General features: G+C 65.6%; 24 protein-coding genes and 1 tRNA gene. 11 read left to right on the forward strand and 14 right to left on the reverse strand.

Going from position 1 to position 22,311, the window contains the following annotated elements:
- The 7 genes from moaC to H926_RS0106145 all read right to left on the reverse strand — a co-directional run.
- Positions 1-469 (reverse strand): cyclic pyranopterin monophosphate synthase MoaC (moaC, locus tag H926_RS25930; RefSeq protein WP_043608145.1); only part of this gene is annotated, 469 nt, incomplete at its 3' end.
- Between the two features lie 7 nt (positions 470-476).
- Positions 477-923 (reverse strand): reverse transcriptase-like protein, encoded by a 447-nt coding sequence (locus H926_RS25935; protein WP_022675530.1) that lies wholly within the window; start codon positions 921-923, stop codon positions 477-479.
- Positions 924-930: 7 nt separating this feature from the next.
- The gene (trpC, locus tag H926_RS0106125) at positions 931-1,719 is read right to left on the reverse strand and encodes an indole-3-glycerol phosphate synthase TrpC (protein ID WP_022675531.1); all 789 of its coding nucleotides are present in this window, start codon (positions 1,717-1,719) and stop codon (positions 931-933) included.
- 12 nt (positions 1,720-1,731) lie between these two features.
- Entirely contained in the window at positions 1,732-2,727 is a 996-nt protein-coding gene (gene trpD / locus H926_RS0106130; RefSeq protein ID WP_028657655.1) for an anthranilate phosphoribosyltransferase, read from the reverse strand.
- Entirely contained in the window at positions 2,724-3,308 is a 585-nt protein-coding gene (locus H926_RS0106135; protein WP_022675533.1) for an aminodeoxychorismate/anthranilate synthase component II, read from the reverse strand. The genes trpD and H926_RS0106135 overlap by 4 nt, the downstream gene beginning before the upstream one ends.
- 10 nt (positions 3,309-3,318) lie before the next feature.
- Positions 3,319-4,863, reverse strand: coding sequence for an anthranilate synthase component I (gene trpE / locus H926_RS0106140; protein WP_022675534.1), 1,545 nt, complete (start codon positions 4,861-4,863; stop codon positions 3,319-3,321).
- A gap of 4 nt (positions 4,864-4,867) precedes the next feature.
- The gene (locus tag H926_RS0106145) at positions 4,868-6,811 is read right to left on the reverse strand and encodes a peptidylprolyl isomerase (RefSeq protein WP_022675535.1); all 1,944 of its coding nucleotides are present in this window, start codon (positions 6,809-6,811) and stop codon (positions 4,868-4,870) included.
- 247 nt (positions 6,812-7,058) lie between these two features.
- Here H926_RS0106145 and tpiA point away from each other — a divergent pair, with 247 nt between their 5' ends.
- The 3 genes from tpiA to H926_RS0106160 all read left to right on the forward strand — a co-directional run bounded on the left by tpiA (position 7,059) and on the right by H926_RS0106160 (position 10,126).
- A complete protein-coding gene (gene tpiA, locus H926_RS0106150; RefSeq protein ID WP_022675536.1) occupies positions 7,059-7,829 on the forward strand; it encodes a triose-phosphate isomerase in 771 nt (256 codons plus the stop codon).
- A gap of 73 nt (positions 7,830-7,902) precedes the next feature.
- Complete coding sequence (gene secG / locus H926_RS0106155; RefSeq protein WP_022675537.1) at positions 7,903-8,289, forward strand: preprotein translocase subunit SecG; 387 nt, start codon at positions 7,903-7,905, stop codon at positions 8,287-8,289.
- 205 nt (positions 8,290-8,494) lie between these two features.
- Positions 8,495-10,126: a CTP synthase gene (locus H926_RS0106160; protein WP_022675538.1), complete on the forward strand. Its 1,632-nt coding sequence runs from the start codon at positions 8,495-8,497 to the stop codon at positions 10,124-10,126.
- 192 nt (positions 10,127-10,318) lie between these two features.
- On the opposite strand, the gene H926_RS0106165 is transcribed toward H926_RS0106160, so the two are convergent.
- Complete coding sequence (locus H926_RS0106165; RefSeq protein ID WP_028657657.1) at positions 10,319-10,783, reverse strand: Hsp20 family protein; 465 nt, start codon at positions 10,781-10,783, stop codon at positions 10,319-10,321.
- Positions 10,784-10,954: 171 nt separating this feature from the next.
- Here H926_RS0106165 and grxC point away from each other — a divergent pair, with 171 nt between their 5' ends.
- The 4 genes from grxC to H926_RS0106185 all read left to right on the forward strand — a co-directional run bounded on the left by grxC (position 10,955) and on the right by H926_RS0106185 (position 12,744).
- Complete coding sequence (grxC, locus tag H926_RS0106170; RefSeq protein ID WP_028657658.1) at positions 10,955-11,230, forward strand: glutaredoxin 3; 276 nt, start codon at positions 10,955-10,957, stop codon at positions 11,228-11,230.
- An 8-nt stretch (positions 11,231-11,238) separates the two neighbouring features.
- Complete coding sequence (locus H926_RS0106175) at positions 11,239-12,090, forward strand: carbon-nitrogen hydrolase family protein (protein ID WP_022675541.1); 852 nt, start codon at positions 11,239-11,241, stop codon at positions 12,088-12,090.
- A complete protein-coding gene (locus H926_RS0106180) occupies positions 12,087-12,587 on the forward strand; it encodes a DUF1178 family protein (RefSeq protein WP_022675542.1) in 501 nt (166 codons plus the stop codon). Before H926_RS0106175 ends, H926_RS0106180 begins: the two co-directional genes overlap by 4 nt.
- Before the next feature lie 80 nt (positions 12,588-12,667).
- A tRNA-Arg gene (locus tag H926_RS0106185) sits at positions 12,668-12,744 on the forward strand.
- A 44-nt stretch (positions 12,745-12,788) separates the two neighbouring features.
- Here H926_RS0106185 and H926_RS0106190 read toward each other — a convergent pair.
- From H926_RS0106190 to H926_RS0106210, 5 genes are all read right to left on the reverse strand, one after another.
- A complete protein-coding gene (locus tag H926_RS0106190) occupies positions 12,789-13,217 on the reverse strand; it encodes a hypothetical protein (RefSeq protein WP_022675543.1) in 429 nt (142 codons plus the stop codon).
- Positions 13,218-13,294: 77 nt separating this feature from the next.
- Complete coding sequence (locus H926_RS0106195) at positions 13,295-13,714, reverse strand: GNAT family N-acetyltransferase (protein WP_022675544.1); 420 nt, start codon at positions 13,712-13,714, stop codon at positions 13,295-13,297.
- 57 nt (positions 13,715-13,771) lie between these two features.
- Entirely contained in the window at positions 13,772-14,422 is a 651-nt protein-coding gene (locus H926_RS0106200) for a TadE/TadG family type IV pilus assembly protein (protein WP_022675545.1), read from the reverse strand.
- On the reverse strand, positions 14,416-15,018 hold the full coding sequence (locus tag H926_RS0106205; RefSeq protein WP_022675546.1) for a TadE/TadG family type IV pilus assembly protein: 603 nt from the start codon (positions 15,016-15,018) through the stop codon (positions 14,416-14,418). The genes H926_RS0106200 and H926_RS0106205 overlap by 7 nt, the downstream gene beginning before the upstream one ends.
- Positions 15,015-16,820: a TadE/TadG family type IV pilus assembly protein gene (locus H926_RS0106210; RefSeq protein WP_082209035.1), complete on the reverse strand. Its 1,806-nt coding sequence runs from the start codon at positions 16,818-16,820 to the stop codon at positions 15,015-15,017. Before H926_RS0106210 ends, H926_RS0106205 begins: the two co-directional genes overlap by 4 nt.
- Positions 16,821-17,111: 291 nt before the next feature.
- Between H926_RS0106210 and H926_RS0106215 the strand changes: the two genes are divergently transcribed.
- From H926_RS0106215 to folE, 3 genes are all read left to right on the forward strand, one after another.
- The gene (locus tag H926_RS0106215) at positions 17,112-17,441 is read left to right on the forward strand and encodes a septum formation initiator family protein (RefSeq protein WP_043608143.1); all 330 of its coding nucleotides are present in this window, start codon (positions 17,112-17,114) and stop codon (positions 17,439-17,441) included.
- Positions 17,442-17,520: 79 nt separating this feature from the next.
- A complete protein-coding gene (locus tag H926_RS25940; RefSeq protein ID WP_022675549.1) occupies positions 17,521-19,101 on the forward strand; it encodes a phospholipase D-like domain-containing protein in 1,581 nt (526 codons plus the stop codon).
- Between the two features lie 41 nt (positions 19,102-19,142).
- Complete coding sequence (folE, locus tag H926_RS0106225) at positions 19,143-19,769, forward strand: GTP cyclohydrolase I FolE (protein WP_022675550.1); 627 nt, start codon at positions 19,143-19,145, stop codon at positions 19,767-19,769.
- Positions 19,770-19,826: 57 nt separating this feature from the next.
- On the opposite strand, the gene H926_RS0106230 is transcribed toward folE, so the two are convergent.
- Positions 19,827-20,306 (reverse strand): peroxiredoxin, encoded by a 480-nt coding sequence (locus H926_RS0106230; protein ID WP_022675551.1) that lies wholly within the window; start codon positions 20,304-20,306, stop codon positions 19,827-19,829.
- A gap of 302 nt (positions 20,307-20,608) precedes the next feature.
- Here H926_RS0106230 and ahcY point away from each other — a divergent pair, with 302 nt between their 5' ends.
- Positions 20,609-22,015: an adenosylhomocysteinase gene (ahcY, locus tag H926_RS0106235; protein WP_022675552.1), complete on the forward strand. Its 1,407-nt coding sequence runs from the start codon at positions 20,609-20,611 to the stop codon at positions 22,013-22,015.
- The last annotated feature ends 296 nt before the right edge of the window (positions 22,016-22,311 follow it).

Consider the following 22,311-nt stretch of genomic DNA (forward strand, 5'->3'; position numbering starts at 1 on the left):
ATGGCGCGGACCAATCGCCCGATTTGCCGCCGCGCTTGGCCACCAGGCGCACGGCTTCGATCACCATGCCCTTGTCCACGGCCTTGGCCATGTCATAGATTGTCAACAATGCCACGCAAGCGGCTGTCATCGCTTCCATTTCTACGCCGGTCTTGGCGGTGAGGGATGCGGTGGCGGTGCATTCCACGCCGCCATCAACAAAGCCAAATTCCACCGCCACGGCATCAAGCGAGAGCGGGTGGCACAGCGGGATCAACTCGCCAGTTTTCTTGGCGGCCATGATCCCGGCAATGCGGGCGGTGGCCAAGACATCGCCCTTGGGCACGGTGCCATCGCGGATCGCGGCCAGCGCCGTTGCCGACATGCGGATCATGCCCCGCGCCACGGCCACGCGCTGCGTGGCGGGCTTGGCGCCGACATCGACCATGCGCGCATGGCCCTGGGCATCGAGGTGGGTAAGCTCTGTCATCCCACGCTCATGCCATGCGGGGGAAAAGGCGCAAGCCCTGTTGATCGGCCAGCGGCTGTGGCGGGGCGAGCCCGGCGCGGCGATATTCAAGGGCAATGCCGGCAAGGTTCTGTGCGCGGCCGACATGACGCAGTCGGACGCGCGAAAATGAAACGAGGCCGTTCCGATAGGCGGCAAGGCAATCGGCCGTGGCAGGGTGGGCGGCGGTGCGGCCGGCGATCTGGTCGATCACGAAGGCGGAATCGCCGCACAGCACCACGTCTGTCTCGCCAAGCTGCCGGGCCAAGTCTATTGCGCCGAGCAGGGCCAGCCATTCGGCGCGATTGCTGTCACCCAGGCCGCAATCGGGCAAAACCCAGGTGCGGCCACCGGTGACGACGGCGATTTCCATACGGCCAGGGTTGGGCCGGCAGCCGCCATCGAACCACAGCTTGCGCGGTGCGGGCGGCGGCAAGCTGGGTTCAGCCCTGCAGCAGGGCCTGGGTGGCGGCGGCCACATCGGCCTCGCGCATCAGGCTTTCACCCACCAGGAACGTGCGCGCGCCGCAGGCGGACAGGCGAACGAGATCGGCGTGGGTGTTGATGCCGCTTTCGGCCACCAGCAGCGTGCCGGCGGGCGCCAGCGGGGCCAAGCGCTCGGTATTGGCGATGTCGGTGACAAAGCGCTTGAGATCGCGGTTGTTCACCCCGATCAGGCGGGAATGCAGGCGCGCGGCGCGCTCAATCTCGGCCTCGTCATGCACTTCGACCAGCACGTCCATGCCGTGCTCGCGCGCCGCGGCTTCGATCTCGGCCATCTGGCCATCATCGAGTGCGGCGACGATGATCAGGATGGCATCGGCGCCGATCGCGCGGGCTTCGGCCACCTGCCAGGGATCGACCATGAAATCCTTGCGGAGCACGGGCAGCGCGCAGGCAGCACGGGCAGCGACGAGATAGTCTTCGTGCCCCTGGAAATAAGGCGCATCGGTAAGGATGGAGAGGCATGCCGCGCCACCGGCTTCATAGGCGCGGGCATGGTCGGCCGGCTGAAAATCGGCGCGGATCAGGCCCTTGGAGGGGCTGGCTTTCTTGATTTCGGCAATCAGGGCAAAGCCGGTGGCGGCGCGGGCACGCAGGGCAGCCTCAAACCCGCGCGGCGCGGTTTGCGTAGCGGCGCGGGCGGCTAGGTCAGCGAGCGATGTGGTGGCCTTGCGCTGGGCCACTTCGGCGCGCTTGGTGGTGCAGATTTCGGTAAGCTTGTCAGTCATGTGCACAGAGCCTTACTTCAGCGCGTCAATCCAGCAACGCAGCAGGCCAAGGGCCAGGCCCTTGTCGATGGTTTCGGCAGCTTCTTCAACGCCTTCGTGCCAGTCGGTGACATCCCCGGCGACCATCAGCGCGGCCGCGGCGTTGAACAGCACGGCATCGCGATAGGGGCCGGGCTGGCCATCGAGCAGCGCCTGGAGCGCAGCGGCGTTATAGGCAGCGTCTCCCCCGCGAATGGCATCGACCGGCGCGGTGGCCAGGCCAGCGTCGCCCGGCGCGATGCGGTGCATGAGGATCGCGCCTCCATGCACGTCGGCCACTTCATTGCCGCCGGCCAGGCTCAATTCGTCGAGGCCTTCATCCCCCGAAACCACGAACGAGCGCGCGGTGCCCAGCCGCGCCAGGGCATCGGCATAGATCGGCACATAGGCGGGGCGGGCAATGCCGACGAGCTGGCGCTGCACCCCGGCGGGATTGGCCAGCGGGCCCATCAGGTTGAAGATCGTGCGGCGGCCAATGGCGCGGCGGATCGGCATGATCCGGCCCATGGCAGGGTGGTGCTTGCCGGCGAACAGGAAGCAGATGCCAAGGTCTGCCAGCGTTTCCTCGGCCGTTTCGACCGCGCGATCGAGGTTGAGGCCCAGCGCCTCCAGCGTATCGGCAGCGCCGGCCTTGGAACTGGCGGCGCGGTTGCCATGCTTGGCCACTGGCACGCCGCAGGCCGCCACGACCAGGCTGACCGCAGTGGATACGTTGAGCGTGTGGTGCCCGTCGCCACCGGTGCCGCAGACATCGATGGCGTTTTCGGGCGCAGCAATGCCGATCATGCGCGCGCGCATGGCCTGGGCCGCGCCGGCAATTTCGCTGGCGCTTTCGCCGCGATCGGACAGCGCAACGAGGAAGGCGATGGTCGCCTCGTCTGCTACCTGGCCATCGAGGATCGCGGAAAAGGCAGCTTCGGCTTCATCCTGATCGAGCGGGATTTCCCCGACCGGGGGCAGCACGGTCATGCCGGCATCCGCGCCGCGATCCCGCACAATGCCAGAAAATTGGCGATCATGGCGTGGCCATGCTCGGTCGCGATGCTTTCTGGATGGAACTGCACGCCGTGGATCGGCAGGCTGGCGTGGCGAAAGCCCATGGTGTGGCCATCATCCGACCGCGCGTTGACGATCAGGCATTCGGGCACGTCTTCCACCACCAGCGAGTGATAGCGCGTGGCGGTGAACGGCGAGGGCAGGCCGGCGAACACACCGGTGCCATCGTGGGTGACGGGCGAGGTCTTGCCGTGCATCAGGCCGCCGCGCACGACCTTGCCGCCGAAATATTGGCCGATGGATTGGTGCCCCAGGCACACGCCGAGCAGCGGCATGCCCGCCTGCGCCGCCGCGCCGACGAGATCGAGGCTGACGCCCGCTTCGTTGGGGGTGCAGGGGCCGGGCGAGAGCAGGAAGCCCTTGGCGCCCGAAGCCAATGCGTCGGCGGCGGTCAGCGCATCGTTGCGCACCACGTTAACCTCGGCGCCCAGTTCCATCAGGTAGTGGACCAGGTTCCAGGTGAAGCTGTCGTAATTGTCGATGACGAGGATCATGGTCTAATCCCTATTGCCCGAACGCCGGCTCTGCCGCAACGCGGATGGCCTCGCGCGCGGCGGCAAACAGGGCGCCAGACTTGTGTTCGCATTCGCGCTGTTCGGCGGCCGGGTCGCTGTCGGCCACGATGCCGGCGCCGGCCTGGACGTGCATCACGCCATCCTTGAGCACGGCGGTGCGCAGAACGATGCAGCTATCGACCGAGCCATCGGGGGCGAAATAGCCGACGCCGCCGGCATAGGCGCCGCGGGTTTCGGGTTCGAGTTCGGCGATGATTTCGCACGCGCGCACCTTGGGGGCGCCGCTGACCGTGCCGGCGGGGAAGCCGGCGAGCAGGGCATCGACCGAATCCGCCCGCTTGGCATCAAGCTGGCCGACCACGTTGGAGACGATGTGCATCACGTGGCTATAGCGTTCGATCGTATAGCTTTCGGTGACCTTGACCGTGCCGGCGGCAGCGACGCGGCCCACGTCGTTGCGGCCCAGATCGAGCAGCATGAGGTGTTCGGCGCGTTCCTTGGGATCGGCCAGCAGGCTTTCTTCGTTGGCGCGGTCTTCGGCCGGGGTGGCGCCGCGCGGGCGGGTGCCGGCGATCGGGCGGATGGTCACTTCGCCATCGCGGATGCGCACCAGGATTTCCGGGCTCGATCCGATCAGGGCAAAGCCGGGCAGATCGAGGAAATAGAGGAACGGCGAGGGATTGATCCGCCGCAGCGCGCGATAGAGCGCCATGGGCGGCAAGGGGAACGGCGCGGTGAAGCGCTGCGCCAGCACCACCTGGAAGATATCGCCGGCGGTGATGTAGTCGCGCGCGCGGTCCACCATCTGGCCATAGCGTTCCGGCGCCATCTGCGGCTCGCGCACCAGATCGATGGTTTCGGGCAGGCGCGGATCTGCGGGCAGTGGGCCATGCAGGCGCGCCAGCGTGGCATCGATGCGATCAGTCGCACGCTCGACCAAGGCCTGCGGTGTGCCGCCCTCAGCCCACACCGGGGCGACGGCGGTGAGTTCGTCGGTCAGGCGATCGAACACCAGGAGCACGGTGGGACGCACGAACAGCATGTCGGGCAGTTCCAGCGCGCTTTGCGGGGCGCGTGGCAGCTTTTCCACCAGGCCGATGGTTTCATAGCCGAAATAGCCGACCAGGCAGGCCAGCGTGGGCGGCAGGCCTTCCGGCACGTCGATCCGGCAGCGTTCGACCAGCGCGCGCAATTCGGCCAGGCTGTTGCCCGGCAGCGCGGCGAACGCGGCGCGGTCGGTCTGCCAGGCGGCGTTGATCTGCGCAGTTTCACTCGTGGCGCGGAACACCAGATCGGGATCGAGCCCGACCAGGCTGTAGCGGCCGCGCACTTCGCCACCCTGGACCGATTCCAGCAGGAAATCGCCGCGTTCCGGCTCGAACAGCTTGCGCGCGGCGCTGACCGGGGTTTCGCTGTCGGCAATCAGCTTGCGCCAGACCAGCGCGGGCTTTCCGGCCGCCAGCGCGGCGAGGGCCGCCGCGCTGTTTTCGGGCTGGGCGCCGGTTGGCGCAGGACGCGACAGGATAGTGGTCATGGTCTTACTGGTTACCGACAAGCTTGGTATTGAGCGCACGCAGCGCGGTTTCGTTGCGGGTCACGCCCACCTGGTTGCGGATCGCGGTGCGCAGTTCCTCGGCCACTTCGCGGCCCATATCGAGGCCGAACTGCTTGCCCGCCTGCGCCAGGAACGGATCGCCTGCGGGGATGACGCCGGGCGTCACCGTCTTGAGCGAAACCACGTAGAAGCCGGCATTGCCCGGTGCGGCGAGCGGCTTGGCCGTGCCCTTGGACATGGCAAACAGTAGCACCAGCGGCGGGGGCAGTTGGCGGCCGCTTTGCTGCATGGCCGCAAGCTGTTCGCGCGTGATCGCCACCGGCTGCGCGGGCGGCAGAGTTACGCCGACACCCTTGAGCGCGTCGGCCAGCGAAGCACCCTTGGCCATGGCGGCAAGCACCTTGGCCGAGGCATCCTTGGCCTTGGCGGCGCCCTGTTCGGTGGCATAGTCGCGCGCGACCTGGTCCTTGATCTGGTCAAGCGGCGCGGGGGCGGCAGGCATGATCTGGCCCACGTCGAAGATCGCGATGCGCTTGCCATCGGCGAGCGGCGCAACCTGGCCTTCGCCTTCATGCTCCAGCGCAAAGGCGCCTTGCAGCAGGGCGGCAACATCGGCCGGGGCCTTTTGCCCAGGCTGGCCGAACACGCTGCCATCGGCAGTGAGGGCGGGGGTGGTGGTCAGCGTCACGCCCTGGGCCTTGGCCACATCAGCGAGGCCGGTGTGGTTTTCGAACTGCTCTTCCAGGCGGGAAGACAGATCGAGCAGCGCGGCGTGGCGCTTTTCGGTGGTCAGTTCCGCCACCAGTTCGGGGCGGGCCTGTTCCAGCGTCTTGCCCGGCTTCTTGACGATGGCATCGACGCGAATGACGTGCCAGCCAAGGCCGCTCTTGGCCGGCGTTGCCACCTTGCCCTGGGCGGCGGCGAAGACCGCATCGGCCACGGCGGCAGAGCTTTGCGCGGCGAGCTTGTCACGCGTGAGATCGGCGATCTTGCTGGCGGCAAGGCCCTTGGCGCGGGCAGCGGCCTCGATGCTGGTGCCGGCAGAAACCTGCACGGCCAGCGCCTGGGCGGCTTGCTCGGTCGGCACGACGACCTGGGTTACCGTGCGGGTTTCGCTGGGCGCATAGACATCGGCCTTCGCCTTGTAGCGGGCGGCAATGTCAGCGTCGCTGGGGGCAGGCACGTTGGCCAGGCTCGCCTCGTCGATCACGGCATAGCGCACGGTGCGGCGCTCGGGCTGCTGATAGCGGGCGGCGTTGGCCTTGTAATAGGTGGCCAGCACGGCATCGCTCGGCTTGTCCTTGCCGGCAAAGGCGATGCTGGGCAGGAAGGCAATGTCGCCCTCGCGCTTTTCCTTGAGCATCGCGGCATAGCGCGCCACGGCCGAGGCGGGCATGGCGGCGCCCGGCGCCACCGGCGACAGCACCTGACGGGCGATCAGGCTCTGCGTGATCGACTTGCGCACGGCGGCATCGGTCATCCCGCGCTGGGCGAGGAACGCGCGATAGACCGCGTCGCTGAACTTGCCATCGGGGCCCTGGAACGCGGGCTGCTTGGCGATTTCGCTGTCGACCAGACGATCGCTGACGCCCATGCCGTTCTTGGCGGCCCATTCCTGCATCGCGGCACGATCAGCCAGGCCGGAAAGCGCATCGTTCATCACGCCCTGGGCCAGGAACTGGCGCATCGTCAGCGTCGGGTTCTGCTCGCGCTCCTGCTCGAACGCGGTGGTGATGGTCTTGCCTAGCTCGTCCACGCCGACCCTGGCATGGCCGACCTTGGCTGCTGCCTCACCGTCCGAAGACTGGCCGATACGCAGGCCGCTCACGTCGGCGCCGGCAAAGGCCAGGGCAAGAAGACCGATGAACACCAGGGCGAAAAGCGCGCCGATGCGGGAATGGATCAGTTTACGAAACAGCGAGAGCATGGGATGCGATCAAATCCGCCTGATGACTTGGATTGGCCTGCCTTAGGAGGCTTGGACCGATCCCGCAATGCCTCTGGCACGGCACAGGCCGGCCAAGCACTTCATCGCGGGGGCCTTGCGCTGGCGGGGCAATTGCAGGCAAGGGGGGTGGCACGGAATCGGGCCTGACAACGCGCCACCGCACAACAACCGGCGCGGCAATCCCGATTTTCGGCGGGGCACACAGAACGAGGGATCAAAGCCAGCCATGGCGCAACGACCATATATCGTCGGCAACTGGAAGATGAACGGCAGCCGGGCCATGCTGGCCGAGGCGCGCGCGATCGACCGCGCTGCTGCCCGCCATCCGCAGGTGGATATCGCCCTGGCGCCGCCGTTCCCGCTGATCGGCCTGCTGCGCGAGGCCGTGACCGGCATCGGCGTGGGCGGGCAGGATTGCCATACCGAAGCCAAGGGCGCTCATACCGGTGATGTTTCGGCCGCCATGCTGGCCGATATCGGTGCCGATTTCGTGATCCTGGGCCACAGCGAGCGCCGCCGCGACCATGGCGAGAGCAATGCGCTGGTGCGCGCCAAGGCCGATGCCGCGCTGGCGGCTGGGCTGGGCGTGATCATCTGCGTGGGCGAAACGCTGGAAGAGCGTGACGCCGGCCGCGCCGAAGATGTGGTGGCCAGCCAAGTCGACCATTCCCTGCCGCAGGACGAAGCGGCGCTAGAAGCCGTCGCCGGTGGCAAGCTGGCCGTTGCCTATGAACCGGTATGGGCGATCGGCACAGGCCGGGTGGCCGATGTCGAGGATGTGATTGCCATGCACGCCGCAGTGCGGGCGCGGCTTCATGCCGCCTATGACGAAGCCGGCGCACGCCCGCGCATCCTCTATGGCGGGTCCGTCAATGCCGGCAACGCCGCTGCATTGCTGGCTGCGCCCGAGGTGGGCGGGGCGCTGGTTGGCGGGGCAAGCCTGACGGCCGATGCCTTCCTGCCGATCGTGGCGGCCGCTGGCGCCGGCGAAGGCTGAGCGCAAAATTCGGCCCCTTGCGCAAGGGCGCCCGGCGCCCTAAGTGCGCCGCAACAGTTTCAGGCGGAACCTCATGTCGCTCTTTATCTTCCTCACCGTTATCCAGGCGCTGGTGGCTGCCGCCCTGGTTGGCGTGATTCTCATTCAAAAGTCCGAGGGCGGCGGCCTGGGCGTGGGCGGCAGCCCGGCCGGCTTCATGTCGGCGCGCGGCGCGGCCGATTTCCTCACGCGCGTCACCTCGATCCTGGCGGTTCTGTTCGTCGGGCTGAGCATCGTGCTGGCGGCCATGGCCGTCAACGCCGGTGGCAGCCGCACGCTCGACACTTCGCTCCAGCGCACGGCCGACCCGCTGGCCGGCCAGGCCCAGCAGCCGGTTGCGCCCGCTGCGCCGGCGGCTGATCCTTCGGCGGCAGCCCCTGCTGCGCCGGCCGATCCGCTTGGTGGTGCCGCCAAGCAGTAACCCTATGCAAGCATGAAACCAGGCGTTCCCGCCCCGCAGGCGGGGGCGCCGGTTTTGTTTTTGCGGTCCCTTTCGTGATGCCTGCGCGTGCCTCCAACGGGCGTGCGTGGTATTGCGGTTCGCCCTTGCGCCTGTGGATTGCCACGCTGTTTGGCGTCGGTTCTGCTTGCGCTCCCCTCCCTTCTGACGCTAAGGCCCAACTCCCATGGCGCGGTACATTTTTATCACCGGCGGCGTGGTCTCCTCGCTCGGCAAAGGTCTCATGGCGGCAAGCCTCGCGGCGCTGCTCCAGGCACGTGGCTATCGAGTGCGGATCCGCAAGTTCGATCCCTATCTCAACGTCGATCCGGGCACGATGAGCCCGTATCAGCACGGCGAGGTCTTCGTCACCGACGACGGCGCAGAGACCGACCTGGACCTTGGCCACTACGAGCGTTTCACCGGCGTTTCGGCCCGCCAGGCCGACAACATCACCTCGGGCCGCATCTATCGCGACATCATCGCCAAGGAACGCCGCGGCGATTACCTGGGCGCAACCGTGCAGGTGATCCCGCACGTGACCGACGCGATCAAGGACTTTGCCCAGGCCGAAACCGAAGACCTCGATTTCGTGCTGTGCGAAATCGGCGGCACGGTGGGCGACATCGAAGGCCTGCCGTTCATCGAGGCGCTGCGCCAGCTGCATAACGAGCTGGACCGCGACCAGACCTGCTTCGTCCACGTGACGCTGGTGCCCTATATCGCGGCCGCTGGCGAGTTGAAGACCAAGCCGACCCAGCACTCCGTGCGCGAGCTGACCGGCCTAGGCATCCAGCCCGACATCCTGCTGTGCCGCTGTGAAAAGCCGCTGCCCGATGGCGAGCGCGCCAAGATCGCGCAGTTCTGCAACGTGCGCAAATCGGCGGTGATTCCGGCGCTTGACGCCAGCAGCATCTATGCCGTGCCGTTGCAGTATCACGCCGAGGGCCTCGACGCCGAAGTGCTGCGCCATTTCGGCATGACGGCACCGCAGCCGGACCTGGCGGTGTGGGACGATATCGTCGATCGCTATCAGAACCCGGAAGGCGAAGTGACGATCGGCGTGGTCGGCAAGTATGTCGGCCTGCAGGACGCCTACAAGTCGCTCAATGAGGCGCTGGCCCACGGCGGCATGGCCAACCGCGTCAAGGTCAACGTGCGCTGGATCGATGCCGAACTGTTCGAGCGCGAAGACAGCGAGATTGCCGCGCACCTTGAACCCATGCATGGCATCCTGGTGCCCGGCGGCTTTGGCGAGCGTGGCTCGGAAGGCAAGATCGCCAGCGTGCGCTTTGCCCGCGAGCGCGACGTGCCGTTCTTCGGCATTTGCCTGGGCATGCAGATGGCCTGCATCGAGGGCGCGCGCAACACCGCCGGCATTGCCGAGGCTTCGTCCACCGAATTTGGCCCGACCAAGGAACCGGTAGTGGGCATCATCACCGAATGGATGACCGCCGAAGGCCTGGAAAAGCGCGAAGCGGGTGGCGATCTGGGCGGCACCATGCGCCTGGGCGCCTATGAAGCGCACCTCGCCGGCAACAGCCATGTGTCGAGCATCTATGACGCCACCACGATCAGCGAGCGCCATCGCCACCGCTATGAAGTGAACGTCGCCTATCGCGATGCGCTGGAGCAGGGCGGCCTGCGCTTTTCGGGCATGTCGCCCGATGGCCTGCTGCCCGAAATCGTCGAGCGTCCCGATCATCCGTTCTTCATCGGCGTGCAGTTCCACCCCGAACTCAAGAGCCGCCCGTTCGATCCGCACCCGCTGTTCAAGAGCTTTATCGCCGCTGCAGTGAAGCAGGCGCGGCTGGTTTGATTTTCTAGTTTCGTTTCAGGCGTCCACCACCCCCAACCCCCTCCTCTAAAGAGGCGGGGGAGCAAACGGGAAAAGCCCCATCCTCTTTAGAGGAGGGGGTTGGGGGTGGTGCGAAGCCTTGCACAAACCCAAACAAAAAGGGGCGCTGGCCGCATTGGCCAGCGCCCCTTCGCGTTTCCTCAGGTCAATGGATCAGGCAGCCGCGCTGGCGTCGCCACCTTCCACCACCGAAAGGGCCTTCTGGTTGCCGATCAGCACCTTCTTGGGCTTCATCGCCTCGGGCACTTCGCGCACCAGGTCGATGGTCAGCAGGCCATCGGCAAGGTCGGCCGCGCTCACCCGCACGAAATCGGCGAGTTCGAAGCGGCGTTCGAAGCTGCGGTTGGCAATGCCCAGGTGCAGGTACTGCTTGTCGGTCAGATCGGCCTTGCTGCCCTTGACCACCAGCAGGTTCTGCTGCGCGGTGATATCGAGGTCTTCCGGCTTGAAACCGGCCACGGCCAGCGTGATGCGATAGGCATCCTCACCCTGGCGCTCGATGTTGAAGGGCGGATAGTTGTCGCCGGCATTGGCGCGGGCCTGGCGTTCGAGCAGGTCGAACAGGCGATCGAAACCCACGGTGGTGCGGCGATAGGGGGTGAAATCAAAACGGTTCATGGCAATATCCTCAATCAGAGCAATCTGCACATGCCCCTGCCCGGGAAACTCCGGCGCTGGGGCGGGTTTAACATGGCGTGCCCGTCTTGCGGCGCACGTCACAAACGACCATGTGTGGGCTGCACCGCGCATTTCAAGGCCCCCGGTTTCACCAATTTCATCGGAGCGAACATGACCCAGTCCCCAAGCCCCAAGGTCGAAATCTATACCAAGTGGGGTTGCCCCTATTGCGTGCGCGCCAAGGCCCTGCTCGACGAAAAGGGCGTGGCCTATGAAGAATATGATGTGACCATGGGTGGCCCCAAGCGCGCCGAAATGGTCGAGCGGGCGCCCGGTGCTGCCACCGTGCCGCAGATTTTCGTCAACGATCAGGCACTGGGCGGCAGCGACGATCTCCAGGCGCTCGACCGCGCCGGCAAGCTCGACGCGCTACTCGGACTCGCCTGACCTTGGGCATGAATGCGCCCGTGCGCGTGGCGCTGTTGCAGATGACCAGCGGCATCGATCCGCTGGTCAATGCCGCCACCATTGCCGATGCCGCCGCCCGCGCCGCCGGGGAAGGGGCAGCCATGCTGTTCACCCCGGAAATGGCCGGGCTGATCGATCGGGACCGCGCCCGCGCGACGCCGCATATCGTGGCCGAAGCGGCCAATCCGGTGCTGGCTGCCGCACAAGAGGCGGCGGCACGCCACGGCATATGGGTGCATCTGGGCTCGCTCGCGATCCGGCCGGATCAGCCGGCAGAGGGCGGCGACGCACGCTGGGCCAACCGCGCCTTCGTGATCGACGGCGCCGGCCAGATCGCGGCCCGCTATGACAAGATGCACATGTTCGACGTGGACCTGGCCACGGGCGAAAGCTGGCGCGAATCGGCCGCCTATCGTCCTGGTGATGCCGTAGTCACGGTCGAAACCCCGGTCGGCCGCCTGGGTCTGGCGATCTGCTATGACATCCGCTTTCCGGCCTTGTTCGAGGCATTGGGCCAGGCCCGCTGCGATTGCATCGCCATCCCCGCCGCTTTCACTGTGCCCACGGGCGCCGCGCACTGGCACCTGATGCAGCGCGCGCGCGCGGTGGAGGCCAGCGCCTTCGTGATCAGCGCAGCGCAGACTGGCCGGCATGAAGACGGGCGCGAAACCTATGGCCACAGCCTGGTGGTCGATCCTTGGGGTGATGTGCTGCTCGACATGGGCGGCAATGCCGGCCTGGGTCTTGCGGAAATCGACCTGGGGCGCCTGGCTGCGGTGCGCCAGCAACTGCCCAGTCTTGCCAACAAGCGCCCCGTGCCCATATCGCGCGCACCATGATTGTCTTCGATCTGCAATGCACCGGCGGCCAGCACCGTTTCGAAGGGTGGTTCGCCTCGTCGGCCGATTATGCGCGCCAGCAGGAGCGCGGCTTGGTCACCTGCCCGATGTGCGGCAGCGGCGAGGTGATCAAGGCCGTGATGGCCCCGGCCGTGGGGCGCAAGGGCAACCAGGCGCCGGCCTTGCCCGTGCCAAGCCCGGCGGACGCTGCGCCCGCCGCTGCGGCGCCGGCCAAGTCGTCCCCGCCAGCAAAGCTGCCGCCAGAAGCGTTGGCGATGCTGCGCGCCGTGGCCCTGGCCCAGGCCGAGGCAATCAAGTCATCGACCTGGGTTGGCGATTCCTTTGCCGACGATGCGCGCGCCATGCACTATGGCGACAAGGACGCGGCGCCGATCCACGGCCAGGCAACGGCGGAAGAAGCGCGGGAATTGCTGGACGAAGGCATTGCCGTTGCCCCGCTGCTGATCCCCGTGGTGCCGCCGGGCGAAGCGAACTGACCACGGGCCTGGGCCCGTGCGGGCAGGGCTGCGCAAACGCACATTGCCTTGCCGCAGCCACGCCCCTAAGAGAGGCGCGGGCGCCCGTAGCTCAGCAGGATAGAGCACCAGATTCCTAATCTGGGGGCCATGGGTTCGAATCCCGTCGGGCGCACCAACACCAGGCCGGTCCTGCCAAGGGCCGGCTTTTTGCAATCGCGATTAGTGCGGGCTGCCGATGCCCTTGCGGCCGAACACAGGGCGCGGTGGTGCTGGTTGGGCGGCGTTGTCCTCGATCGGCGGAGGCGGCGCGCTGGCGCGCTGGGCCAGATGGCGCGCGATGATGGCGTCGGGATCGAAATCGGATTTGGCTGGCAAGTCTTCCAGGCCGGGCGCAGCGGTGGCGCGCGGCCGCGTTTGCGCCGGTTGCATCAGGCGGCGCAGCGAAATCAGGCCGCCCAGCGCCGATGCGGCGGCAAGGGCCCAGACGCCGATGACTGCCGATTGTCCCACCCCAAACGCCCCGGCATCCGGGCCGGCATCCTGCAATTGCCAGGCGCTGACGCCCCACAGGATGGCTGAGCCGAACGCGCCGATCATGCGCAGGGCGTGGCCGGTGTTGCGGCCGGTTTTGACGAGTGTCTTGAACATGCGCCGGCACTTCCCCCGCAGCCGTCAGGCTGATCACGGTGTGTGGTGTACGCCGGCAATCGTGCAGGAAAGGTTGCCTAGAGCCGCTTTTGCAGAAAGAACCGGCTTTGCCCGCGCGGATGGTCATCAAGCTGGCCGAACACGGCATAGCCGAGTTTTTCATAGAAGCGCGGCGCCTGGAATGCGTAAGTATCGAGCCAGATGCCGACGCAGCCCTGCGCCCGGGCATGCGCTTCGGCCTGGTGCATCAAGGCTTCGCCATGGCCTTGGCCACGGTGCGCATCAGGCACGGCGAGCAGTTCGATGAACAGCCAGTCGTAGGAAATCTTGCCCCACAGGCCGCCGACTTCGACGCCGTCGGCATCGGTCAGCATCAGGGCGAGGGACGACAGGCCCGGATCACCCCCTTCGCGCACGTTGTACACGCGCAGCGGCGCCAGGATCGCTTCGCGCTGGGCAGGGGTCGGTTCGGCGGCATGGACAATCGTCAGCGACATGGCCGCGGCTCTTGGCGTCTAACCACGAAGGTGACAATCACAAAGCGGTTGAAACGCTCAGCACGTTGCTGGTGTGACCGCAGGTGCCGGGTTGTAGATCTGCGTCAGATCGCGATCGTCACGAACATACATCGCCGCGTCCTTGCGGATGACGGTGGTTTTGAACACCGTGCCGAAAAACAAGGGTTGGTAGTTGTAGGCCACTTCGACGTACATCATCGCATAAGGGCTTTCGACCGTGATGGGGGTGGGCTGCCCCATGCCGGCAAAGCTGGTGCCGGTGCTGCCCGTGCCCTGGACGCCATAGCGCGAGACGTACTTGTTGCTGCCCCAGCACCGCTGCCAGTGAATCCATTGGCCGCCCGAGCTGTTGGTTTCCAGGCTGGAGAGGATCACCCGGCCGTTGACGGGAAAATTGAGGTCTTCCACCGAAAGCGCGGCGCCCGTGAATACCTGGTTCACGTCAAATTCGCGAAACATCGGCGCGCCGCCCACCACCGACTGCTTGGCGCGTGAAGCGTTGTCGGCCACCGAAATGGCCAACTGGTTGAGCCGGACATGCAGGATGCCCAGGTTTACCATTTCCATCGAGCCCAGGGCCATGACCATGACGAACGGCAGGCTGACGCCCAGTTCGACGACGGTAACCGCGCTGGTATTGCGCGCGAGACGGCGCAGGAGCGGGAAGAGAGAGCGACGCTTCAGCATATCTGGGTCACCGTACGAACGGTCTGCGTGGCAAAGGGCTGGTTGCGCAAGATCGTGCTGGCGCTCGCCGTCATGTTGGTTGGCAGGCCAAGCATGCTGGAAAAGCCGAACAGCGCGGTATAGTTCACCGTGACGGTATAGAGCACGACGTCGTTTGCGCCGCCCAGGCCGGTCTTGCCCATATCGGCATCCCAGACCCCGTTGCCATTGGCATCGTTGAAGCATTCGCCCTGATCGTATTGCCCGTTCTTGTTGGAATCGGTGAACACTTCGGGCTGACCGACGTTGGTGAAATCGGTATAGTTGCGGCGCGAGAACGATACCGTGGCCCATGGCACGACATGCTGGATGCGCGTAGTGACCTGGCTGTCGATGGTGGTGGTCGAGGTTTGCGCGCTTTGCAGCGAGGAATCGCGCCCGGCGGCGTTGATCGTGCCGGTCAACACGGCCTGCACATAATAGGCCAGGCCCAGCTCCAGCAACACGGCCATGATCAGCAGCATGACCGGCGCAGCCAGCGCAAATTCCAGTGCGGTCACGCCCCGGGCATCGCGCCGGAGCCGGCGGACCATCTGGCGAAGCACGAGGCCGGTCATTTGTTGAGCCGCAGGTTGGCCACCTGGCCGGCGATGTACTGGAAGGTGGTGGTCAGCGCCGTGGTATTGGATGCGTAATAGGCGCGGTTGGCCGTGGCGCAGGCCTGCATCTGGGTTGTCAGGGTCTGGCCAAAGCCGATGACCCAGATGGTATAGCCCATGTTCTTGGCCAGCGTGCAAGCCGCCAGGAAGCGGTTGTTGTGATAGTTGACGAGGCTGGAGGCCGAGGTGGAGGTGGGCGCATCGCGGCCATCGTATTGCGTCACGCCCCACGCCGTATAGTTGGCGGGATAGTTTTCCATGGTGCCGTCGGTCATGAAGATGATGTGGCGGCTCACCGAGGGCAGATTGCCGGCATTGACGTTGCTGGCAAAAATCCCGTTGGGATTGCCCAGGCGCGCGCCCCACAGCATGCCGATGTCGTGATAGGTACCGCCGTTGGCGTAGAGGCTGTTGACGTAATTGTTCAGCCACGTGGGCACGGTTTGCGGCGCCGTGGTATCCACCGTGGTGAACGGCAGCATCGACTGCGGGCAATAGCCTGTTTGGTTGGACATGTCGGTGGTCGTGTTGAGCGGCATTGAATAGCCGTTGAGATAGAACTCGAGGCTTTCCAGATAGGGCTTCCAGCTGGTGGCGTCGTTGGTCGGCGCGCTCGTCACGTCCATGTCGTAGGCGCCGCTGGGAATGGGCGACATCGACAGCTGCGGCACCGTGTTGCGCTCTTCGATGCAGCCGCTCCAAGTATAGCTGGTGGTGGTGACATTGCCCACCGTGCCGGTGGCAGTGGTGCCGGTGGCGAGGTCGCGGATGGTGTAGTAGGGATTGGTGCTGGATGGCTTGGTCGTGACGTAGGATGCGCTCGATGCGTTGTTGCCGTTATAGAGCGTTACGCCCGTCGCCAGCGGCACCGAGCCGAATCCCTTGAACGCGGTGACGTCCATGGTCGTCTGGGCATAGCGATAGCTGATCGCGGGATATCGCGTCTGCTTGTTCACGGTGATGGGGGTGGTGCTGAACTGCACCAACTGGGTAATGTATGGCGAGCTGTTGACGAAATAGTTGCTGGGCATCGCGCCCGACGTCAGCAGCCCTTTGGCGTTGACCGTCATGGAATAGGGTACGAAGCCGAAGCGCACGCGGGTGTTGACCTTGTCGACCACCGCACCCGCCACCGTGGTATAAAACGAGCGGATCGCGTTCTGCAGGCCGACGATCTTGGAATCCGAACCGCTATAGCAATTGCCGCCCGACACATTGCAGGCCATCGACCCGGTCGTATCGAGCACGAACATGACGTCGGCATTGGCCATCTGCAATTCAGCGCTGCACTCCACGGTCATCGGCAGGCTGGAATAGTTGAACAGCTTCATCAGCGTGGTCGGCATCGTGGTGCTGGCCGTGCCGCTGACGTGGCCGGTGGTATCGGCGCTGGTGGTGAAAACCGCGGCAGAGCTTTCAGTGCGGTTTTCGTTGATGTTGAAGTTGAACATCTTGTTGGCCTTGGCCTGTTCGGCAGCGCCATAGACGCCCGAAGCCGCCATCGCCTTGCGTCCGGCAAGCACGCCTGCGTCGCAGGCGTCCTGAAGGCTGGTCTTGGTGAGATACGCGCGCGACATGTCCATGCCCAGGCCTGCCAGCGTGATCATCGTGAACGCCGTCAGCGTCATGATCGCCAGGGCATTGCCAGCCCGGTCCTTGGCCAGGCGGCCCATGAAGCCGCGGGCAGGACCCTGCGCGCGGTGCTGGCCGCGGCTGCCGCGATAGGCCTTCAAGCGCTGACGCAACCAACCCAAAAGCATGATCGAAACCTGAACCTTCCCGTTGCCGTGGCGCTGTCACGCACCACACCCCGGCGGCGATCATGCATCGGCAAGTGCTGCCGACCGGTTAATGTCTCGCGAAATTTTCCAACGCATTGCTACGCAGCGGCAGGCATCGTGCTGGAAGGGCAGGGTCTGCCGTGGTTAACGGGGGCAGGCGCAGCGGTTGGTGTGAGGGCGGCAAGGCCATCGCCGGACGCCGCGAAATTCTGCGGTTTTCCGTCGCGATGCGCTTGCATTGACTGGCCAAATGTGATTCTTCTTGACGCTATGAAGCGGCGTCGCCCCAACCTCAAACTGCCTCGCAACAGCGTGACCGAGTCGCTGGCGCTGATCGCGTTGCTGCTGATCGGCGCCTGGGCCGTCGCGGGGCCGAGCGGGCTCTTGGCGTGGAGCGAAAATGCCCACACGCTGGAGCAGCGGCAAAAGGAAGTGGCGCAGCTTTCGGCAGAGCGTGACCGCCTGCAAAACCGGGTCAATCTGCTCGATCCCAAGCATGCCGATCCTGATCTGGTCGGTGAACTGCTGCGCGCCGATCTCAATGTGGCCCATCCCGATGAACTGGTTATCCCCCGGCAGGAAGCCGTGACGAACCAATAGCTTCGTGCTGCTCGAACGGGGCACGCGCGATCGTTTGGAATAGGGTGGAACCTCTGCGCCGTCCCGGCGTTGCGCGGGTATGAATGCACCAGAGGGGCCACGCGATCCCGCGTCCGGCGTTGCGCCGTCCGATTCCGCCGTTCATCTCGGCAGCGAGGAAGGGATAGAAGAAGGCGTGTGGCGCTATGCCCGCGCAACGCGTGCCCATGCCGTGGTCGATGCGGCAGATTACTTTGCCCTGATGCGTGATGCGATGCTGGCGGCGCGCCAGCGCATCCACCTGATCGGTTGGGATTTCGATACGCGCATCCTGATCGGGGACGGGCGGCGTTGGTGGAACCTGCCGCGCAAGCGCGTGGCGCCAGCGCGGCTCGGCGCCTTCGTGGTCTGGCTGGCCAACCGCCGCCGCGGGCTGGAAGTTCTGGTGCTGAAATGGAATTTCGGCGCGCTCAAGGCACTGATGCGCGGGTCGATGGTGGTCGACCTGTTCCGCTGGTGGCGCCATCCGCGCATCGGCTACAAGCTGGACGCGGCCCATCCGATCGGCTGCAGCCATCACCAGAAGATCGCGGTGATTGACGATTGTTTTGCCGTATGCGGCGGTATCGACATGGCCGGTGACCGCTGGGACACGCGCGACCATATCGATGACGATCCCCGCCGGCGGCGGCCCGGTGGCCAGCCTTATGGCCCATGGCACGATTGCACGATGCTGCTGGAAGGGCCGGTGGCGGCGGCGCTGGGCGAATTTGGCCGCACCCGCTGGCACCAGGCCGGTGGGCGCCATCTCGAGCCCTGCCGCCCCCAGGCGGAAAGCGCGTGGCCCAATGGCATCGTGGCGCAGTTCACCGATGTGGAAGTGGGCATTGCCCGCACGCGCTCACCCTATGCCAATATTGCCGAAGTGCGCGAAATCGAGGCGCTGTTCTGCCGCCAGATTGCTGCGGCCAAGCACTTCATCTATGCCGAAAACCAGTATTTCGCCTCGCGCCGCGTGGCCGAGGCGCTGGCCGCGCGGCTCGACGCGCCAGATGCGCCCGAAGTCGTGCTGGTGATGCCGCAAGAGTCGGACGGATGGTTGGAGCAGGCGGCGATGGACCTGGCCCGCATCCAGTTGTTCGAAGCGGTGAAATGCCACGATCCGCACGGGCGCTTTTCGATCTGGCATCCGTTCACCAAAGGGGGAACGCCGATCTATGTCCATGCCAAGCTGATGATCGTGGACGATCAGGTGCTGCGCATCGGCTCTGCCAACATGAACAACCGCTCGATGGGGTTGGACAGCGAATGCGACGTGTTCATCGATGCGGGGCGGCCGGGTAACGATCACGCCATGCCGGCAATCCGCGCCTTGCGCCATTCGCTGTTGGCAGAGCATTGCGGACTGGCCGAAGAGCAGGTAGCGGCGGCCTTGGCCGATGGCGGCAGCATGGCTGCGCTGGCGGCTGAGTCGGCCAAGGCGGGCGGGCGGCATCTGCGGCCGTTCGTGCCCCGGCCACTGACCGAGGCCGAACAGGCCCTGGCCGATTCCGAAGCGCTCGACCCCGAGCGCCCCGAGGAAATGCTGGCCTTCTACCAACGCGGGCGCCTGTGGCGTGGCGGGCTGGGGAGGAAGCTGGCAAAGTTGCGGCGCCGGCGCGGCAACGCGACACAGCATTGACGCACGGGCGGCGTTGTCCGGGCATTGAGGACGGGACCAGTATGACGAATTTGCCGGGCTGCGGCCATGATCATGGCGATGACGAAGATACCGCGCGCGGCAAGGTGCCGGTGCCGCCCCATGTGCAGCAGGCGATCCGCACCCTGATCGAATGGGCTGGTGACGATCCAGCGCGCGAAGGCCTGATCGATACGCCCAAGCGCGTGGCGCGGGCGTGGCTGGAATATTGCCAGGGCTATGCCGAAGATCCGGCTGTGCACCTCACGCGCACGTTTGCCGAGGTGGGCGGCTATGACGAGATCGTCGTGCTCAAGGACATTCCGTTCCAATCGCACTGCGAACACCACATGGCCCCGATCACCGGCAAGGCATCGATCGCCTATCTGCCGCAAAACCGCGTGGTGGGAATTTCCAAGCTGGCGCGCGTGTTGCACGGCTATGCCCAACGGCTGCAGATTCAGGAACGGCTGACCGCCGAAGTGGCGCAGTGCATCTGGGATCACCTCCACCCGCAGGGCGTGGCTGTGGTGATCGAGGCGCAGCATGGCTGCATGACCGGGCGCGGCGTGCGCACACCGGGCGTGGGCATGGTGACGAGCCGGCTGCTGGGCTGCTTCCTGGATGATCCGCGCAGCCGCAAGGAAGTGATGAGCTTGATGGGCTATTAAGGGCTGACAGCGCCGGCCGTGTCCCCTGCGGGATGCGGCCGGCGCGCCGGTATCGGCTTACAGCTTTTCGAGCACGTATTCCGCCGCGCTGACCTTGAAGTCGCCCGGCGCTTCGACGTGGAGCTGTTCGACCACGCCATCGTTGATCACGGCGGCAAAGCGCTGGCCGCGCAGGCCCAGGCCAAACCCGGTGCCGTCCATCGTCAGGCCGAGCGCCTTGGCGAAATCGCCATTGCCATCGGCCAGCATCGTCACCTCGGGCGAGCCGCTGGCTTCGCCCCAGGCCTTCATCACGAACGGATCGTTGACCGCGGTGCAGGCGATTTCATCGATGCCCTTGGCCTTGAGTTCGGCGGCCTTGTCGACATAGCCCGGCAGGTGGCGGGCCGAGCAGGTGGGGGTGAAAGCGCCCGGCACCGAAAACAGGGCGACGCGCTTGCCCTTGAAGTATTCAGCCGACTGGACGGCTTCGGGGCCTTCCTGCGTGGCCTTGACCAGCTTCACATCGGGCAGGGTTTCGCCAACAGTGATCGTCATCCCCAAATTCCTTTCATTGTCACCCGCCACGAGGGAGCGGCGGCCGGGTGGGGATATAGGTGCAGGGCAGGGGCGTGCAACCAGCGCGCGCGGCGGGACGTGATGAATTTCGCGTTGCCGCGTGGCGGCAGGTGGTAGCGGCCCGGCGGCTGCTGTGCCGGCATCGGTAGGAATGCCGATATAAAGACTTCTTTATATTAACGTTGCCCTGTGCAGGCGGACCCGCTAAGAGCAGCCCATCAGCGGCCTGCCCCTGGCGGGTCTTTTTTGCGTTCAGACGCCCTTTTGTACGGAGATGCCTCGTGGCCAGCGCGCTCGAAGCGAACAAGGACTATGTCATTGCCGATCTCGGCCTGGCCGATTTCGGCCGCGCGGAAATCGCCATTGCCGAAACCGAAATGCCCGGCCTCATGGCGCTGCGCCAGGAATTCGGCGCGTCGCAGCCCTTGAAGGGCGCGCGCATCACCGGCTCGCTGCACATGACGATCCAGACCGCCGTGCTGATCGAGACGCTGGTTGCCCTGGGCGCCGACGTGCGCTGGGCCACCTGCAACATCTATTCCACGCAGGACCATGCCGCCGCCGCGATCGCCGCAGCGGGCATTCCGGTGTTCGCCGTGAAGGGCGAAAGCCTGGCGGATTACTGGGACTATGTCGGCCGCATCTTCGACTGGGGCGATGACACTGCCAACCTGATCCTGGACGATGGCGGCGACGCTACCATGTTCGCGCTGTGGGGCGCGCGCGTGGAAGCGGGCGAAACCCTGTTCGAGCCCAGCAACGCCGAAGAAATCGAATTCTGCCGCGCGCTCAAGGCGTTCCTCAAGGCCAAGCCCGGCTACCTGACCGAGAGCGTCAAGGCCATCAAGGGCGTTTCGGAAGAAACCACCACCGGCGTTCACCGCCTTTACCAGATCGCCAAGGACGGCAAGCTGCCGTTCCCGGCGATCAACGTGAACGATTCGGTGACCAAGTCGAAGTTCGACAACCTCTATGGCTGCAAGGAATCGCTGGTTGACGCGATCCGCCGCGCCACTGACGTGATGCTGGCCGGCAAGGTTGCGTGCGTGGCCGGCTTTGGCGACGTGGGCAAGGGTTCGGCCGCTTCGCTGCGCAATGGCGGCGCCCGCGTGATGGTCACCGAAGTCGATCCGATCTGCGCGCTGCAGGCGGCGATGGAAGGCTATGAAGTGGTGACGATGGAAGAAGCCGTCACCCGCGCCGACATCTTCGTGACCGCCACCGGCAACGAAGACGTGATCACCGCCGAGCACATGAAGGCGATGAAGCCGATGAGCATCGTGTGCAACATCGGCCACTTCGACAGCGAAATCCAGATTTCGGCCCTGTCGAACTACAAGTGGACCGAAGTGAAGCCCGGCACCGACCTGGTCGAATTCCCGGACGGCAAGCAGATCATCATCCTCGCCAAGGGCCGCCTGGTGAATCTGGGCTGCGCCACCGGCCACCCCAGCTTCGTGATGAGCGCCAGCTTCACCAACCAGACGCTGGCCCAGATCGAACTGTTCACCAAGGCCGATCAGTACAAGAACGACGTCTATGTGCTGCCCAAGCACCTGGATGAAAAGGTCGCCGCGCTGCACCTCGAAAAGCTGGGCGTGAAGCTGACCAAGCTGAGCGACAAGCAGGCTAGCTATATCGGCGTGACCCCGCAGGGGCCGTTCAAGCCGGATCACTATCGCTATTGATCCCGGATACATGACCGGCTGCGTGCCGGGCATGGCTGCAAGCGCCCTGCATCCCTTGGGATGTGGGGCGTTTTGCTGCGCGGATACTTGCGCGGGATCGGGCGAATTTCGCGCGGGTTGCGGTTGTATTTCGCCCGCGTGCAGCCTAGCCAAGGGGTGATGCTGTCCCATTCCCCTGCCGCTGTTGCCGTGACCGTTGCCGTGGCGCTGCTGCTGGCAGGCTGGACGCTGGCGGCGGGATGGGCCGTGCTGGCCGCGCGGGCGCGCATGCGCCGCGCCGAACATGCCGAGCGGCT

It is taken from the genome of Novosphingobium sp. B-7, assembly GCF_000410615.1.
GTDB classification, from domain to species: domain Bacteria; phylum Pseudomonadota; class Alphaproteobacteria; order Sphingomonadales; family Sphingomonadaceae; genus Novosphingobium; species Novosphingobium capsulatum.

What these genes read in the sequence shown, in the direction of transcription:
- trpC (WP_022675531.1), bottom strand. Translation starts at nt 1,719, where the DNA reads ATGACTGACAAGCTTACCGAAATCTGCACCACCAAGCGCGCCGAAGTG.
- trpD (WP_028657655.1), bottom strand. Translation starts at nt 2,727, where the DNA reads ATGACCGTGCTGCCCCCGGTCGGGGAAATCCCGCTCGATCAGGATGAA.
- H926_RS0106135 (WP_022675533.1), bottom strand. Translation starts at nt 3,308, where the DNA reads ATGATCCTCGTCATCGACAATTACGACAGCTTCACCTGGAACCTGGTC.
- trpE (WP_022675534.1), bottom strand. Translation starts at nt 4,863, where the DNA reads ATGACCACTATCCTGTCGCGTCCTGCGCCAACCGGCGCCCAGCCCGAA.
- H926_RS0106145 (WP_022675535.1), bottom strand. Translation starts at nt 6,811, where the DNA reads ATGCTCTCGCTGTTTCGTAAACTGATCCATTCCCGCATCGGCGCGCTT.
- tpiA (WP_022675536.1), top strand. Translation starts at nt 7,059, where the DNA reads ATGGCGCAACGACCATATATCGTCGGCAACTGGAAGATGAACGGCAGC.
- secG (WP_022675537.1), top strand. Translation starts at nt 7,903, where the DNA reads ATGTCGCTCTTTATCTTCCTCACCGTTATCCAGGCGCTGGTGGCTGCC.
- H926_RS0106160 (WP_022675538.1), top strand. Translation starts at nt 8,495, where the DNA reads ATGGCGCGGTACATTTTTATCACCGGCGGCGTGGTCTCCTCGCTCGGC.
- H926_RS0106165 (WP_028657657.1), bottom strand. Translation starts at nt 10,783, where the DNA reads ATGAACCGTTTTGATTTCACCCCCTATCGCCGCACCACCGTGGGTTTC.
- grxC (WP_028657658.1), top strand. Translation starts at nt 10,955, where the DNA reads ATGACCCAGTCCCCAAGCCCCAAGGTCGAAATCTATACCAAGTGGGGT.
- H926_RS0106175 (WP_022675541.1), top strand. Translation starts at nt 11,239, where the DNA reads ATGAATGCGCCCGTGCGCGTGGCGCTGTTGCAGATGACCAGCGGCATC.
- H926_RS0106180 (WP_022675542.1), top strand. Translation starts at nt 12,087, where the DNA reads ATGATTGTCTTCGATCTGCAATGCACCGGCGGCCAGCACCGTTTCGAA.
- H926_RS0106190 (WP_022675543.1), bottom strand. Translation starts at nt 13,217, where the DNA reads ATGTTCAAGACACTCGTCAAAACCGGCCGCAACACCGGCCACGCCCTG.
- H926_RS0106195 (WP_022675544.1), bottom strand. Translation starts at nt 13,714, where the DNA reads ATGTCGCTGACGATTGTCCATGCCGCCGAACCGACCCCTGCCCAGCGC.
- H926_RS0106200 (WP_022675545.1), bottom strand. Translation starts at nt 14,422, where the DNA reads ATGCTGAAGCGTCGCTCTCTCTTCCCGCTCCTGCGCCGTCTCGCGCGC.
- H926_RS0106205 (WP_022675546.1), bottom strand. Translation starts at nt 15,018, where the DNA reads ATGACCGGCCTCGTGCTTCGCCAGATGGTCCGCCGGCTCCGGCGCGAT.
- H926_RS0106210 (WP_082209035.1), bottom strand. Translation starts at nt 16,820, where the DNA reads ATGCTTTTGGGTTGGTTGCGTCAGCGCTTGAAGGCCTATCGCGGCAGC.
- H926_RS0106215 (WP_043608143.1), top strand. Translation starts at nt 17,112, where the DNA reads ATGAAGCGGCGTCGCCCCAACCTCAAACTGCCTCGCAACAGCGTGACC.
- H926_RS25940 (WP_022675549.1), top strand. Translation starts at nt 17,521, where the DNA reads ATGAATGCACCAGAGGGGCCACGCGATCCCGCGTCCGGCGTTGCGCCG.
- folE (WP_022675550.1), top strand. Translation starts at nt 19,143, where the DNA reads ATGACGAATTTGCCGGGCTGCGGCCATGATCATGGCGATGACGAAGAT.
- H926_RS0106230 (WP_022675551.1), bottom strand. Translation starts at nt 20,306, where the DNA reads ATGACGATCACTGTTGGCGAAACCCTGCCCGATGTGAAGCTGGTCAAG.